Raw genomic sequence first — 15,383 nt, 5'->3', positions numbered from 1 at the left:
TGCGCGAACCGCCAGCCCGAACTGCGAGCCACCAGTCCGAACCGCGAGCCACCACCTTTCATCAGGCCGCATAGGAAACAAGGTGTGTGGTCTGATGAAAGCTGGTGGTTCGAGCAGGCTCGAGCAGAATCGGAGCCGAGCCGTATCTGATCAATGACGATCGAGGAGGTACCGCGTGACCCACACGCTTGTCATCACAGGAGCACAGGTCTTCGACGGGGACGCATTCATCGGCACGCATGACGTGCTGGTGCGCGGCGGCGTGGTTGAAGCCGTCCGGTCGACGGAGGCGGGAGGGACGCCGTTGGCGGCGGAGGCCTCGGCGGCGGGGTCCATCGTCGACGTCGTCGACGGGAGCGGGAAGACACTCACTCCCGGCCTCATCGACTGCCACGTGCACGTGGCGACCGAGGGCGCCGGCAGCCTGGACGCGTTCACAGAGCCGTTCTCGCTGCAGTTCTTCCGCGCGGCACGCAACCTGGAGAAGACGCTGCAGGCGGGTGTCACGACGGCGCGCGACGCCGGCGGCGCGGATGCGGGTGTGAAGACCGCACTGGCGCAGGGCCTGGTCGAGGGGCCGGATCTGCGCGCGGCGATCTCGATCATGAGCCAGACCGGCGGTCACGGTGACGGGCGGATGGCGTCCGGTGCGCACATGCCGATGTTCACGGAGCATCCCGGCAGGCCCGACGGTGTGGCCGATGGGCTCGACGGTGTGCGGGCGAAGACGCGGGAGATCCTGCGGGCAGGGGCCGATCACATCAAGATCTGCTCGACGGGCGGGGTGCTCTCGCCCACGGACGATCCGCGGCACAGCCAGTTCACGCAGGCGGAGATCGAGGTGATCGTCGCGGAGGCGGCAGCGCAGGGCACGTATGTGATGTCGCATGCGCAGGGCACGGAGGGGATCCGGAACGCGCTGCGGGCGGGGGTGCGGTCGATCGAGCACGGGATCTACCTGGACGCGCAGACGATCGAGCTGTTCCTGGAGAAGGATGCGTTCCTCGTGCCGACGCTGCAGGCGCCCCAGGCGGTCATCGCCGCGGCGGATGCGGGTGCAGCACTGCCTCCCGCAGTGGTGGAGAAGGCGCGGATGGTCGCGGAGGTCCACCGCGAGGCGATCGCGGCGGCGCATCAGGCGGGCGTGAAGATCGCCATGGGCACGGATGCCGGTGTGGGGCCGCACGGGGAGAATCTCGAGGAGCTGGAGCTGATGGTCGGCGTCGGGCTGTCGACGGAGGAGGCGCTGCGGGCCGGGACGACGACGGCGGCGGCGCTCTTGGGGATCGATTCGGTCGAGGCTGTGGCGGGCGTGGGCGCGGGAGGAGTGCCGAGCGGTGCTGCCGGCGGTGGTGGTGCGGGCGGCGGACTCGCTCTGGTGGGACGCGTGGCACCCGGCTATGCGGCGGACCTCGTGCTGTTCGACGGGGATCTGTCCCGCGCGGGGCTGAGCGAGGCGCGCCGGCGTGTGTCCCAGGTGTATCGGGGCGGCGTCCGGAAGCGGTGAGGGTGGGCGGCCCCTGTGATCGGTACGCGGGGTCAGGAGGGGCGGGCTGGTGCCGGCCGGTTCGGTGGCGATAGCCGGGTGTCGAAGCGCGTACTGGCCAGCTTCCGTTCGGCCACCGAGATGAGGTTCAGGAGATCCGACGAGAGGTACGCCCGCCTGCCGCGCCCTATCGAGGCGGTCTCCAGGATTCCGGCGGCGTGGAGGGTGTCGAGAGCCGTGTGCGCGGCCTGCGAGGAGACATCGTGGATGCGGGTCACTGCGGCAGGAGTGAGGACGGGCGTCCCGGGAAGTTCATTGAGGATGAGAGTGACTGCTGAGTCGCTGCGGAGTGCTCGACTCCTCCCCTCCGCCCTGCGGTGGTCTGTGATGAGCGTGGTCCACTCATCGCGGAGCACGTCGATGTCGTCGGCCAGCTCTTCCGCTCGATCAGCTGCGTGCAGGACGGCTTCGGCGAAGACCACGATCCAGGTCTCCTTCCCGTCCACCGTCTGCTGAGACTCTGCTGACCCGTCGCGGCGATACGCGGTCAGGCCCTGGATGTATTCGTCACGGAAAGTGGCGAAGATGAGGCTCACCGGCAGGATCGAGGACGCGGTGAGACCGCGGCGCGTGAGGAGTGTGTGGATGATCGCGCGTCCGACGCGTCCATTGCCGTCGGCGAAGGGGTGGATGGTCTCGAACTGAGCGTGCGTGAGAGCTGCGTGGACGATGGGGGAGTGCGCCGCGCCATTCATGTAGTCGACGAGGTCATCCAGGAGTCCTTGGACATGGTCGGGTGCTGGCGGCACGAACTCTGCGTCGAAGGGGTGATGCGAGGAGCCGCCCAGCCAGTTCTGAGCCGTCCTCACTCCGTGGAGGCGAGGGGCGTCGGTCAGCAGTGATCTCTGGAGCTCCAGGAGATGGTCAGTGGTGATCGCACCTGTGTCGGCCACCCGCTGCGAGGCATCACGCACGGCCGTCATGTTGTTGGCGACGAGGATCGCGGTGTCGCTGAGTCCTTCGACATCCTCCGACTGACCCAGTTCTGCGAGCGCGATCTTCTTGGCACTCGGGGCGATCCCCTCGATCCGTGAGGAGGCGATCGCCTCGGAACGGAGCAGGAACCTGCTGAGTGACGCGAGGCCGTTGGCGCTGCGGCGGTCGAGTCGACGCACTGCTGACTCGGCTTCAGCCAGGAGCCGGGAGGTCGAGGAGCTCAGTGTGAGCGGCGCATCGGTGAGGAGGTCGGGGATGTACGCGCAGAATTCCCCGGATCGCCGCTCGCGGCGAGGCACGCCGGAATCCACCTCTGACTCCCAGTGCCGCGGCTCCCAGGTCCCCACGGTGCCTCCTCGGTCGTCCTGCACGGTGTGCGAGCACGGACCGTTCCAGGTCGTTCGTACCCACATGCACGTAGTGCTTATCGTGGACTCACGCTCGTCAGCTATCAACTTTAACTCTTAAAGTTGATAGGCGGGGCCGGTTCGTCTGACCTAGTCGCTATCCTGCATCCGGCCCACGGCCCACGGCCCACGGCCCACGGCCCACGGCCCACGGCCCACGGCTCACGGCCGTCCACCCGGCACCCCTCACAGGAAGGTGCCCTGCCTAAGCGCGGTGCGTGACGGGCAGCGAGTCGGACTTGGCGTGGGCCAGAATTCCTGCTCAAAGCTGTCGGCTGTGGTGCAGAAACGAGGAACAGGCGCAGCTGGCGAGTTGTCCAAGAGCGCACCACAGAAGTCCAGGCGTGGGCCGAGGCACGTCCGGCGCTCGACCGCCTCTTCCTGTGGGCTTACCTCGGGATACGCTGCAGGAAACCAGAAGAAGTCTGCAGCGGGAGTTCACTGTGAAGAAACGTATCGTCGTTGTTGGCGCCGTGCTTGTCCGTAACGGCGACGTTTTATGCGCTCAGCGGAGTCAAGATATGACACTGCCTGGCATGTGGGAGTTCCCTGGTGGGAAGTTGGAGCTCGGTGAGTCGGCCCAGCAGGCGCTAGTGCGTGAACTGGACGAAGAGCTGGCGATCGAGGCAGAAATCGGCGAACGTGTCGATGAAACAGAGTACGAATACGACTTCGGCGTTGTAAACCTCACGACCTATTGGGGCAATATCATCTCCGGTGAGCCCCAAGCGCGCGAGCACGCGGAGCTAAGGTGGCTGCCGATCGCTGAGCTTGCGCAGCTGGATTGGGCGCCAGCTGATATTCCTGCAGTGGAGAAGATCATTAAGGCTGCCGGATGACCGACGCCGAGTTGAGGAGGTCAGGCGCGGCAGATAGTGGTTTTGCGTCGATACTGAACGACACTAGGTTCGGATTCATCGATTCCACGGTCTCGTCAAACAAGCTCCATAACCCGATCCTCATCGCCAATGACGGCGAGAATACAATGAAGCGATCATTGGTTGAAGAGCTCCGCAGGTCTGACCGGTTCATTTTTTCTGTCGCATTTGTGACGACAGATGCTTTGGCGGCACTTAAGCAACACCTTCTCGATTTCGGGGGGCGCGGCACTCTTATAACCTCTACATACTTGAACTTTAACCACCCTGCTGTGTTTCGTGAGCTTCTTTCCATTCCAGGTCTTGACGTTAAGATACATTCCGCCAAAGGCGGGGGATTCCACGCGAAAGGGTATGTATTCACTCAGGAGTTGTCGACGACCGCAATCATTGGAAGCTCCAATTTGACGATGAACGCACTGCAGCGGAATCGTGAATGGAACTTACGGTTCTCTGCGCTTCCTGGTGGTGATGTCGTTGAGCAGCTTGCTGACGCGATCGATCAACAGCTGTTGGACTCGTTCCCTCTGACCTCTGAGTGGATTGAGCAGTACGAGATTGCATACGACGAGAGTCGGCGCTTGGATTCGTTCGGTTCGGAAGCAGCGCCTCCGATCACCGAGAAGACGCTGTCAAGTAGAGTCGTGCCGAACTCTATGCAGCTCGAAGCCTTGTCGGCGATTGCTGATCTTCGTTCTCAAGGTGAGAGGCGCGCCATTGTGGTTTCGGCGACCGGGACGGGGAAGACAATTCTCGCTGCTCTTGACGTTCGAGCTGCTGGGCCGAAGCGGATGCTATTCCTTGTTCATCGTGAGCAAATTTTAGATCGCGCGATCGAAGAATTTAAGCGTGTCCTCGGAATTTCTGCAGGCGAGGTTGGCAAGTTTGTTGGTCGACTTCAGGACGCGGACGCCTCCTACGTCTTTGCGACAGTTCAATCGCTTTCTCGCCCGGGGGTGATGGAGGGGATTGAGAAGGATCATTTTGACTACATTTTAATCGACGAAGTGCACAGGGCGGGTGCTCGGACATATCGCGGACTCATAGAGTACTTCACGCCGGAGTTCCTGCTTGGAATTACGGCGACTCCAGAGCGCACTGATGATTTCAACGTATACGAGCTGTTCGACTACAACGTTGCGTATGAGATCCGGCTGCGGCGCGCACTGGAAGAAGGAATGCTGGTTCCGTTCCACTACTACGGGGTGACCGATCTCGTCGTCGACGGGATCTCTGTTGAGGAGAAATCTGATTTCTCGCTTCTTGTCTCGTCGAGGCGAGTGGATCATATTGTCGGAATGCTCAACTCCTATGGTCATGTGGGGGTCGGGGTGTCCGGTCTCATGTTCTGTAGCAGGAACAGTGAAGCGCGCGAGCTTTCACGGCAACTTGATGGAAGGATTGTTGACGGCCGACCATTGAGAACTGTGGCATTGAGCGGAGATGATTCGGTCGAGGAAAGAAATTCCGTAGTACAGCAGCTGGCGGCGGGTGACCTGGATTATATCCTGACAGTCGATGTATTCAATGAAGGCATAGATATTCCTTCCGTCAATCAAATTGTCATGCTTCGGAGGACCAAGTCAAGCATCATCTTTACACAGCAACTCGGGCGGGGATTGCGCAAAGCGCCTGGCAAGGATCACCTCCGTGTGATCGACTTCATCGGAAACTATGAAACGAACTTCCTCATTCCGATCGCGCTCTTTGGCAATGCGTCACTTAACCGTGATTCGGTGCGACGTGACTTTATTGGTGGGCGCAATGCAGGTGTCCTGTCGGGGAACTCGAGTGTGAGTTTTGATGAAATTGCGGCGGAAAGAATATTTGCTTCTCTGGCGGCAGTGAAGCTGGACTCTATGACTCGGATTCGGGAGGCTCTGCGCGCTGAGCGAAATCGGTTGGGCCGGGCACCTCGATTGTTCGACCTCGCTCGATTTGAGTCCGCTGACCCTGTAGTGGTCGCAAACAAGCGGGGGGAGTACTGGTCGCTTCTGACTTCGTTGAAGATGACGGACTCACTGCCTACTCCACGTCAGGCGTCATCATTGAAGTTTCTTACTGAGGAGCTTTTAAACGGGAAGCGGCCTCATGAGTTGATTGTCATTCGAAATCTTCTCTCTGAGAGCGGTGTGCTCTCAGACGAGGCGGTGCACACACTTCTGGACTCCGCGGGCGTGGACGTGCGACCAAGCACCATGGAGTCGGTCGCTCGTGTCCTCACGTTTGAGTTTTTCGGCGAGCAGAAGCGGGCTAAGTTTGGTGCGGCACCAGTCATTCGAGAGGGTGGCTGGTGGAGCCTTAATGAGGATTTCTTTGAAGATTTCTTCACGTGCGATGAGTTTGCTGATCACGTCATGGACGTAATCGATACTGGGCTGTTCATCTCGCGACATCGGTATGGATACGCTGGTGACCTGCGAATCGGTGATCGGTACTCTCGTAAGGATGTTTGTCGCCTGTTGAACTGGAAGAGTAACCAGGAGGGCACGATTTTTGGGTACAAGGTTGACGAAGAGACTAGAACGTGCCCAATTTTCATTACGTATCACAAGCATGATGATGTGGACGACAGCGTCGCATACGAGGATGAGTTCTTGAGCGAAAAGTCTCTTCTCTGGTACACCAGGAGTCGTCGGACATTGGGTAGCAGCGAAGTGCGGACTATTGTCGATAATGACGTGGACCTGCATCTCTTCGCGAAAAAGGACGACGCGGAGGGAACTGACTTCTTCTATCTTGGTCCAGTGCATTCGTCGGACGCGGTGCAGACAACGATGCCAGACGGTGGCCGTGAACTGGACGTTGTCACTATGACTTTGACGTTGGACTCGCCGATTGAGGCTGGAATGTATGCCTATTTGTTGGATGAGGGCGGTGTTTAGGCCCTGTGAACGTTTCCCCTGACCTCGTCAGTCTTTCCCCGGTGCGATTTGGGCATGTTTCTCTGCGCTCTCTGTATCTGCAGCCCTGTGGCTGTCGCTCGGCCTCTTCCCGCGCCAACACCACGGCGCCAGAACGTGACGTCTGAACACAGGATCGTGAGGTGAGCATGGGCCGTTTGAACAGTCGGGACAGCGTTTTCGGCGTTGTGCTCCTCCTCCTGCTCGGTGCGGGGTGGGCAGCGAATCACTTCGCCTCCATGCTCGGAGTGCTACGAGAGCAGGAGCAGCTGAGTGAGGTCCTGCTCAACGGTGCCTATGGCATCTACGCCCTTGGACTGCTTCCCTCCCTGCTGGGCGGCGGGGCGCTGGCTGACAGGCTCGGTGCTCGCCTCGTGGTCCTGACGGGTGCCTCTGTCGCAGCGCTCGGCAACGCGTCGCTTCTCCTGTGGCATGGCGAGTCCGGGGTGCTCATCGGACGGTTCGTCGTCGGCCTCGGCGTCGGGCTGGCGATGAGCGCCGGCACTGCGTGGGCCGGTCGGCTCCGCGGCGCCAGCGGAGCAATCCTCGCCGGGATCTTCCTGACCCTCGGATTCGCCGTGGGCCCCATCGTCTCGGGACTGCTGGCCTTCTCTCTGCAGGGCACCATCGTCCTTTCTGTTCCCTTCTCAGTGACCACGATGTTCTCGCTCGCGACCGTGGCCCTCGCACTGGTCGCAGCCCGCAAGCAACCACCGATTCCCGCTGCGACTGCAGCCACGACAACACCCACGACGACACCCACACACGATGCAGGACGCAGCGTCGGCCGCGCCCTGTCCGCCGCCCTCCCGATGGCACTGTGGGTGTTCAGTTGCGCCACCATGACCTTCGTGGTGCTCGCGGGTCGCGTGGCCGACCGGCTCGAGTCGGGCGTGCTCCTGCCCGGGATCGCCGCGCTCCTGACCCTCATCCCCGGACTGGGCGCCCAGATGCTGGGCCGCCGATTCGGCTGGGGCCCGCGCGCAGGGGTCACCGGCGCTGTGCTGGCCGCCGTCGGCATGGCGGCTGCCGGTCTGGGCGGGGCCGCGCCCCCGTTCTGGCTCTTCGTCGTCGCGAGCCTCATCCTCGGCACCGCCTACGGCCTGTGCCTCCAGCAGGGCCTGGTCGACGTCGAGCGCCTCACGCCCGCCAGCTCCCGCGGCATCGTGATCGGGATCTTCTACGTCTTCACCTACCTGGGATTCGGCCTGCCCGTCCTGCTGGAAGCCCTGCTCCCCACGCTGGGTGCGGTCGTCCCTCTGCTCGTCCTCGCTGGTCTCGCCGTGCTGTCCGCCCTGCTGCGCGGACTGCAGCTGGTCAGGACGGATCTGTTCCGCCAGCCTCGCTGACCGCCCCACTCGCCACAGCTACCTCATTCGGCACCTGCGACAGCTCCACGGAATCGACCACGGCCTCGGCGCCGTCTTCTGCCTTCGTGAGGTCCACGATGTGCATCGTCTGCGTCTCCGGGTCCGTCACGTAGGCGAGTTCACCGCTCACCGTGATGTTCGGCATCGGTGTCTGCCATTCGGCGGGCTCCTCCCATTCCTCGGTGACCGGGACCTCGGCGGTGGTCTCGCCTGTTTCCTCGTCGATCACGCGCAGCGTCCCGTCGGTGCCGAGCACCAGGGCCTCGCCCTGAGGTCCGCGAGCCAGTGACCGGAACGCGTAGCTCGACGGCAGGTCGACGACCTCGATCTCACCGGACTCCGTGTCGGTGAGGCTGATCTGCGTGGGCCGCTCGAGCTCCGCCTCCGGATCCGTCTTGAAGTCGCCCAGAACCACCGGCGACTCCGGCGATCCCGCCTGGTTGCCGATGCGCGCGAACTCCTGGTCAGCCTCCACGTGCGTGATCTCGTCGCCGTCGACGATCACGATGCCGTTCTCGCAGCCCACCGTGATGACGCCATCGGCAGCAACGGCCTCGCCATGTACACCTGGGCATTCGTCCATTCGTGCGATCTCCTCGCCGTCTGCGTCCTGGACGAGGACGGTGCTGCGGGACTCCTCGGTCCCCTCGGTGAGGACGACGCTTCCGTCCTCGCGGGGGACGGCGACGCCGTGGTGCGGGTCGGGCAGCGTCTGGTCCTCGGTCTCGATCGCGGTCGTCGCATCGAGTGCTGAGGGGTCGAAGGTCTTCACCACGCCGTCGCCGTCGAAGAACGCCGCGGCGATCCCATCGTGGACGACCAGGTGGCCGGGGTGGCTGCCCTCGACCCGCTGATCGCTGAGCACCGGATCGGTTGTGTACGAGTGGTTGTGATCGCCGTGCGGCTCCGACCACGTGCCCGTGTCCAGCAGCCTGAACGAATCGCCCTCCGTCAGGAAGAGATGGCGGGCGTCGCCCGCTTGGTTGAGGCGCGTGAACCCCTCTGCGGGCAGGTCGGCCAGCTGTTTACCGGTGACCCCGTCGAGGACCAGGATGCCCCCGTCGTAGGTGACAGCGACGCGCGGATTGGCGCCGGCAGCCTCGTGGGTCTCGCGGTCGGACGGGTCGACGGCGGGCGCGGAGCTGGGTGCCGACTCCGGCGCGGAACCCTGCCCGCACCCGGCGAGCAGAGCGAGAGTGGAGACGGCGGTGAGGGAAGCGAGCGACCGTGCCGCCCGCGTGGACTTCTGTGTTGTGGTCATGAGTGCATGTAAGCCGCTGACCAGGAACATTGTCATAGGTGGATATAAAGATACGCGCATGTGGCAGCGCTGTCAGCTGGTAGCGTCGGCCACGCGCAGTTGGCCGTCCCACACACCAGAAGGCTCTGATGCTCCGCTTCTTCCTCGCCGCGCTGGTCGCCATGGCGATCAACCTGATCATGGACCTCGGCTTCGACGCCCCCATGCTGCTCCGATGGGCGGTTGCGATCGTAGGAGGCGTGGTCGCTGTTCAGGTGGCGGCACGTTTCGCCCGCAAGAGGGGCGACGGAGATGCGGATAGTTGAACGATGAATGAGTGGGATGCGAATCACGCGCGCCTGGTGACCCCGCTCATACCTGCTGCGATCAGTCCTCACTCATACTTCTCTCAGTAAACATGTCAACTTTGCTGAGGGAGTGGTTGTGACACCGTCTCGTTCTCGTCGCCGCAATGCGGTCGCCGCACTTGTATTCGCGGTCCTGTTCCTAGTGGGCTGTGCCGATGCTGGCAGCGTGGAAGTCGGCGATGACGCCGTTGTCACGGGTGCGGACGCACCCACGGCGGTTGCCACGGAGGAGCCGACCGGCACCTCGGCGCATGACGACGACGATGACGAGTCCGCGCGCGACCGCGACCCGGACGACGCGGTCACCGGCAGTGCCCTCCAGATGCTCTACGAGCTGGAGGTCAAGGGCCGGGCACCCAAGACCGGATACGACCGGGACCTGTTCGGGTGGCGCGACGACGTCGATCACAACGGCTGCGACACCCGCAATGACGTGCTGCGCCGCGACTTGGACGACATCACCCTGAAGTCCGGCGGGTGCGTGGTTCTGGGCGGCTCCTTGACCTCCGACTACACAGGTGACACCTTCGACTTCATCCGCGGCGACAGCAACAACATCGACATCGACCACGTCGTCGCGCTGTCGAATGCCTGGCAGACCGGGGCGCAGCAGCTCTCCGAGGAAGAGCTCCTTGACTTCGGCAATGAGCCGGTCAACCTCCTCGCTGTTGAATCGAGCGTCAATCGGTCCAAGAGCGACGGCGACGCCGCCACCTGGCTGCCGCCGCGCAAGAGCTATCGCTGTGAGTACGTCGCCCGGCAGATCCAGGTGAAGCACGACTACGACCTGTGGGTCACCCCACCGGAGTTCGACGCGATGGAGGGGCTGCTCCTCGACTGCGACGAGGACGAGTTCGGCAACGATGACTGGCCGGATCGTCATGACGGTGACGTGAAGCCGGAGCCTGCGCCCGAATACGAGCCGGAACCGCAGTACGAACCGAAGCCCGATCCGAAGCCGGAGTCGAAGACCTCCGGAGGCGGGTCATCCGGGTCCAGCAGTGAGTCGAGCTCGAGCGGATCCTCAGGCGGGAGCGGATCGTCCGAGTCGGGGACCTCAGGCGGGGGCGGCGTCTACTTTAAGAACTGCGACGCAGCCAGGGACGCCGGCGCTGCACCGGTGCACGCGGGCGACCCGGGATACGCAGGACACCTCGACCGCGATGGCGACGGAATCGGCTGCGAGTGGTCCTGATGCGATCCGCGGTGTGTGGTCAGCTGGGTGACTGGACGGTCTCACCTTCCACCTGCGACTAGTCTGCTGGTGGGCGCTCTCGTCCGGCCCTCGAAGTCGACTCGCACGGTTTCGTCCATCACCCAGACCAGGGACTACGCAATGTCAACGCACTCGCCGACCCGCTCGCAGCTGTCCGACGACGACCTCGCCGTTATGACGTCCGGTCGGCCGTATCTGGGCGGATGGGGCGTCGGTGCCCCGTGGATGCTCGACGACGAGTCGATCGCAGCGGTCCGCGGACAGATCCTGAGTATGGCGACTCACCAGTATGCCGACTGCTTCGACGGAGAGGGCGGCCCATTCGGCATCCTCGACAGCGTCCCGCCGCTCGTACAGCTGACCGCTTACATGTTCGAGGCGCTGCAGGGGCCCTGCGTCGTGCTCGATTCGGCCGCGCACGCGGCGCTTCTCGATGACTTCAAGGAATCGGGGATCTCGACCCGACGAAGCCTCAGCATCGTCACGTGGACCCCGACCTTCAACTGGCTGACAACTGCATGGCAGACCCTTCGAGCTCGCAATGACATCTCGACGACCGCTCGCATCCTCAGAGACGTCCTCGACGTGCTTGCCGGTGTCCCACCACTGGAGGAGGCGGCTCGTGCGTGCGTCAGGCTCATCGACACGGTCCTCGAATCGGTGCCCGTTGCCCGCCTGAACTCTGCGACCGACGACCAGCTCGACGGGATCTTCGCGGGTGCGCTGGATGACCGGGGCGCAGAGGCCGTGCCGAATCTTCGCGGACTGACATTCGAGCTGGAGCTCCTGCGCGGACACATCGAGAGGTCAGCGGCGGTGCTGAAGACTTCAGGCTTCACTCTGCCGTCACTCGAGGATCTGCTGGTCAGCGAACTCACCGACGCCGGTGCCGCGCTCAGCCCAGAACTTCGGCCCGCTCTCGGAGGGCAGGTCTACATGCGACTGCGCGAACGCGTCGCGGCAGGAGAACGCGCGGATGTCGACCGTGCTGCGATCTCGAACAGTCTGGCCCGAGCGATCCGTGCAGACCAGGCCGCCGCAGCGCATCAGTGGACGGTGAGCACCTACCGCGTGCTCTGGATGGCGCTGTCGATGCCCGACGAGGCGCGGACACCGGCCTCCATCGCGATCGAAGATCTCGCCGACGATCTGGTCGACATCCGCGCGGCACTGCGGGAGTCGAAGGAAGCGGCGAAGTCGAAAGAAGAAGCCGAGTCGAAGGATGCGGCACGGCCGAAGGGCGCGGCACAGTCGAAGGATTCGGCGGGCGTCGCAGCGGCGACTATCCGGACGGACGGCGTGGGTGGCGCGGGCGACGGACGGTCGGAGCCGGCAGGCACCTCGGCGTCTTCCGATCCGTGGGCGAAGCTCGATCGGATGGTCGGTCTGACCGGAGTCAAGGAGACGGTGCAGCGTGTGCTGCGCGGGGCGGAGCTGGCACAGCGCCGACGTGAGGCGGGAGTCGAACTCGAGCCGCCCGCACGGCACCTGCTGTTCCTCGGCAACCCGGGCACCGGGAAGACCGAGGTCGCCCGGCTGATCGGTGAGATCTACCGGGACCGCGGCGTGCTGCGCACGGGGAAGCTGGTCGAGACCTCGCGCGCAGACCTCATCGGAGAGGGGATCGGGGAAACCGCGCCGAAGGTCCGCAAGCGCGTGAACGCGGCACTGGGCGGCGTGCTCTTCATCGACGAGGCGTACGCGCTCAACGCCGACGACGGGCGCAGCGACTACGGCAAGGAAGCCGTGAACGAGCTGATGACCCTCATGGACAGGCACCGCGACGACCTCCTCGTCATCGCCGCGGGATACCGCGAGCAGATGCAGTCGCTGCTGCGCGCCAACCCGGGCCTTGAATCGCGGTTCGGCAACCGTGTGATCTTCGACGACTACACCGACGACGAGCTGGTCGAGATCTTCGCAGGCATGGCGTCGGATGCGCGTCTGGCACTCGAGGAGGGTGTGCTCAAAGAAGTCCGGTCGGCTCTGCCTCGGAAGCGCACCCCGCGATACGGCAACGCCCGGGAGATGCGACGGCTCTTCGAGGCGACGATCGAGCGCCAGGGCATGCGACTCAGCGGACGCTTGAGCGACCTCACCGACGACGAGGTCCGCACGGTGACCGTTGCCGATGTCCGTGAGGATCGGAAGGACGATGCACAGCGCCAACGGATCTTCACCTCCGCGAAGCGCGACCTGGACGGGCTCGTCGGGCTGGGGCGGATCAAGAACGAGGTCGAGGGGCTCGTCGACGAAGTGCGTCTGGAAGATGCGCTGCGTGCGGCCGGCGTGGGAATGAGCGACGATGCGCGCCACATGCTGTTCCTCGGGAATCCCGGGACCGGGAAGACCGAGGTGGCACGGATCCTCGCCAGGATCTTCCACGGCCTCGGGATGCTGTCCCAGGGCCACCTCGTCGAAGTCCACCGCTCCGACCTCGTCGCCGGGTACATCGGGCAGACGGCGCTCAAGACCGAGGCGAAGGTGGAATCCGCGATCGGCGGCGTGCTCTTCGTCGACGAGGCCTACAGCCTCTCCGCCGAGAGCGACCACGACTTCGGCGGAGAGGCCGTCGACAAACTCCTGACGTACATGGAGGACTACCGCGACGACCTCATCGTCATCGCAGCCGGTTACGGCCCGGAGATGGACGACTTCCTCCAGTCGAACACCGGTCTTGCCTCCCGCTTCCCCATCCACCTGACCTTCCCCGACTACTCGGATGACGAGCTGCTGGACGTCCTCCGGCGGTTCGCGCGGTCGGAGAACCGCGTGGTGGAGGCCGAGGCGATCAGCGCCGCCCGATCGATCATCGCGGCGAAGCGCGACCAGCCCGGATTCGGCAACGCCCGCGACGTGCGCACGCTGTTCGCGTCGGCCAAGCGTCATCAGATCAGCCGGCTGGCCGATGAGGTGCAGATCGGGACGGTCACGTCGGAGCAGCTGAGGACCCTGCTGCCGATCGATTTCAGCCGCGCTCAGCTCTGATCCGTCAGGGGCTAGCTCTGATCCGCCTGGGTACGGCTCTGATTCTTCAGGGCCCGCGTGCGGCTAGTCTCATGGAGTTCGACTGACGAAGGAGTTTCGACGGTGAAGATACTGGTCGTGGGTGCGGGAGCCACCGGCGGGGCGTTCGGGGCACGCCTCATTCAGGCGGGGCGCGACGTGACCTTCCTGGTGCGCGAGCGCCGCGCGGAAGTGCTCCGGGCCGAGGGGCTGCGCTTCCGCGATCCGGAGGGGGAGCGCCAGTATCGCGTCAATGCGATCACCGCCGTCGACGGCCCGTACGACCTCGTCGTCGTGGCCGTGAAGGCGCCCGCTCTGCCGGCGATCATCGAGCAGATCCGACCCGCAGTGCACGCGGAGACGGTGATCCTGCCGCTCCTCAACGGGATGCGGCACATCGACCAGCTGGCAGATGCGTACCCGGGCCGGACGATCGGCGGGATCGTGAAGATCGTCGGGACGATCGACGATTCGGGGGCCGTCGTGCAGAAGACGCCCATGAGTGCGATGACCATCGGGGCGCTGGACGGCCGTGAACTGCCAGCCAGCGTGCAGAGTGTCTTCGATGTCCCCGGTGTCACTCTGAGCGTGGTCGATGACGTGCTCACCCGCATGTGGGAGAAGTGGGCGTTCATCGCCTCGGCCGGGGTGGTGACCTGTCTGTTCCGCGGAGTGGTGGGCGACATCATCGCGGCAGGCGGAGAGCAGCTCGTCCTCCGGGCGATCGCTGAAACCGAGAGCGTCGCTGCGGCGGCCGGTCATCCGGTCGGGGAGGAGAGCCACGCGCAGGGCGTGGAACTGCTCACTGCGGCCGGTTCGCCGTTCACCTCATCGCTGTACCGCGACCTCCAGCACGGGGACCCCCAGGAAGCCGAGCACATCCTCGGGGACCTGTCAGCGCGAGCCGCTTCGTACGGTGTTCCCACGCCGCTGCTGGATGCGGCGGTCCTCCAGCTGCGCACGCACGACCGTGCACGGGCGCGGCAGGCGCAGTCGTCAGGGCAGTGAGACAGGGCGTGACAGAGCCGAGGGGTCTACGCCTGTGACGCCAATGTCTTCAGGGCGTGCTGGACGGTGCTGAAACCGCTGAGGTCAGCGTCCTCGGACGGCGGTCCCCAGACCATGACGAGCCGCAGCGGTTCCGTGCCCGTGTTCACCAGGTCGTGGTCGGTGCCCTCTCTGCTGAGCATCGCATCACCGGGCCCCAGCTCGTGGACCTCGCCGTCGAGGGTCAGCGTCGCGGTGCCTGAGACCACGAGGTAGATCTCCTCCAGCGGAGGATCGTGGTGAGTGTGCATTCCTTCGCTGGCGCCGGGCTCGAGTGTCCACATCTGCACCGAAACGGGCATCGTCGACTCCTTGACGAAGTAGTGCTTGATCGTCGTGCGGCCTGCGCCGCCGTGCAATGTGAGGTCGTACGCGTAGTCGCCGTCGCGTTCGATCATGTCCTTCAGGCCTCCTTGCGTGAAGTTCACTCGGTGAGGCCATCCTGTCATTCACCCGCATGTCGCTC

11 protein-coding genes are annotated in these 15,383 nt (G+C 64.2%); 8 read left to right on the top strand and 3 right to left on the bottom strand.

Annotation, left to right across the window (positions count from 1 at the left end; all coding sequences use genetic code 11):
- Positions 1 to 175 precede the first annotated feature (175 nt).
- Complete coding sequence (locus FM105_RS01275) at positions 176 to 1,507, top strand: metal-dependent hydrolase family protein (RefSeq protein WP_087003498.1); 1,332 nt, start codon at positions 176 to 178, stop codon at positions 1,505 to 1,507.
- Between the two features lie 32 nt (positions 1,508 to 1,539).
- Here FM105_RS01275 and FM105_RS01270 read toward each other — a convergent pair whose 3' ends face one another.
- Positions 1,540 to 2,829, bottom strand: a complete 1,290-nt coding sequence (locus tag FM105_RS01270) for a Fic family protein (RefSeq protein WP_087003495.1) — start codon at positions 2,827 to 2,829, stop codon at positions 1,540 to 1,542.
- Between the two features lie 503 nt (positions 2,830 to 3,332).
- On the opposite strand from FM105_RS01270, the gene FM105_RS01265 reads away from it, so the two are divergent.
- The 3 genes from FM105_RS01265 (at position 3,333) to FM105_RS01255 (ending at position 8,019) form a co-directional block, all read left to right on the top strand.
- Positions 3,333 to 3,728, top strand: coding sequence for a (deoxy)nucleoside triphosphate pyrophosphohydrolase (locus FM105_RS01265; protein ID WP_087003492.1), 396 nt, complete (start codon positions 3,333 to 3,335; stop codon positions 3,726 to 3,728).
- Positions 3,725 to 6,652, top strand: coding sequence for a DUF3427 domain-containing protein (locus FM105_RS01260; RefSeq protein WP_087003489.1), 2,928 nt, complete (start codon positions 3,725 to 3,727; stop codon positions 6,650 to 6,652). The genes FM105_RS01265 and FM105_RS01260 overlap by 4 nt, the downstream gene beginning before the upstream one ends.
- A 167-nt stretch (positions 6,653 to 6,819) precedes the next feature.
- Entirely contained in the window at positions 6,820 to 8,019 is a 1,200-nt protein-coding gene (locus FM105_RS01255; protein WP_087003486.1) for an MFS transporter, read from the top strand.
- On the opposite strand, the gene FM105_RS01250 is transcribed toward FM105_RS01255, so the two are convergent.
- Complete coding sequence (locus FM105_RS01250) at positions 7,988 to 9,301, bottom strand: hypothetical protein (RefSeq protein ID WP_087003483.1); 1,314 nt, start codon at positions 9,299 to 9,301, stop codon at positions 7,988 to 7,990. The two genes, FM105_RS01255 and FM105_RS01250, sit on opposite strands and share 32 nt — an antisense overlap.
- A gap of 128 nt (positions 9,302 to 9,429) precedes the next feature.
- Here FM105_RS01250 and FM105_RS14610 point away from each other — a divergent pair, with 128 nt between their 5' ends.
- The 4 genes from FM105_RS14610 (at position 9,430) to FM105_RS01235 (ending at position 14,878) form a co-directional block, all read left to right on the top strand.
- Positions 9,430 to 9,606 carry a hypothetical protein gene (locus FM105_RS14610; RefSeq protein WP_179207006.1) on the top strand — a complete coding sequence of 59 codons (177 nt, stop codon included), beginning with the start codon at positions 9,430 to 9,432 and terminating at the stop codon, positions 9,604 to 9,606.
- Positions 9,607 to 9,724: 118 nt separating this feature from the next.
- Positions 9,725 to 10,843 (top strand): GmrSD restriction endonuclease domain-containing protein, encoded by a 1,119-nt coding sequence (locus FM105_RS01245; RefSeq protein ID WP_218777882.1) that lies wholly within the window; start codon positions 9,725 to 9,727, stop codon positions 10,841 to 10,843.
- A gap of 141 nt (positions 10,844 to 10,984) precedes the next feature.
- Positions 10,985 to 13,852: an AAA family ATPase gene (locus FM105_RS01240; RefSeq protein WP_087003480.1), complete on the top strand. Its 2,868-nt coding sequence runs from the start codon at positions 10,985 to 10,987 to the stop codon at positions 13,850 to 13,852.
- 102 nt (positions 13,853 to 13,954) lie between these two features.
- Positions 13,955 to 14,878: a ketopantoate reductase family protein gene (locus tag FM105_RS01235; protein ID WP_087003476.1), complete on the top strand. Its 924-nt coding sequence runs from the start codon at positions 13,955 to 13,957 to the stop codon at positions 14,876 to 14,878.
- A gap of 26 nt (positions 14,879 to 14,904) precedes the next feature.
- Here the strand turns inward: FM105_RS01235 and FM105_RS01230 are convergent, their stop codons facing one another.
- On the bottom strand, positions 14,905 to 15,315 hold the full coding sequence (locus FM105_RS01230) for a cupin domain-containing protein (RefSeq protein WP_179207005.1): 411 nt from the start codon (positions 15,313 to 15,315) through the stop codon (positions 14,905 to 14,907).
- Between the last annotated feature and the right edge of the window lie 68 nt (positions 15,316 to 15,383).

Source organism: Brevibacterium yomogidense, assembly GCF_900163715.1.
GTDB classification, from domain to species: Bacteria; Actinomycetota; Actinomycetes; order Actinomycetales; family Brevibacteriaceae; genus Brevibacterium; species Brevibacterium yomogidense_A.
Note: the sequence above shows the minus strand (reverse complement) of the source record. Positions and strands in the feature narration are given on the sequence as shown.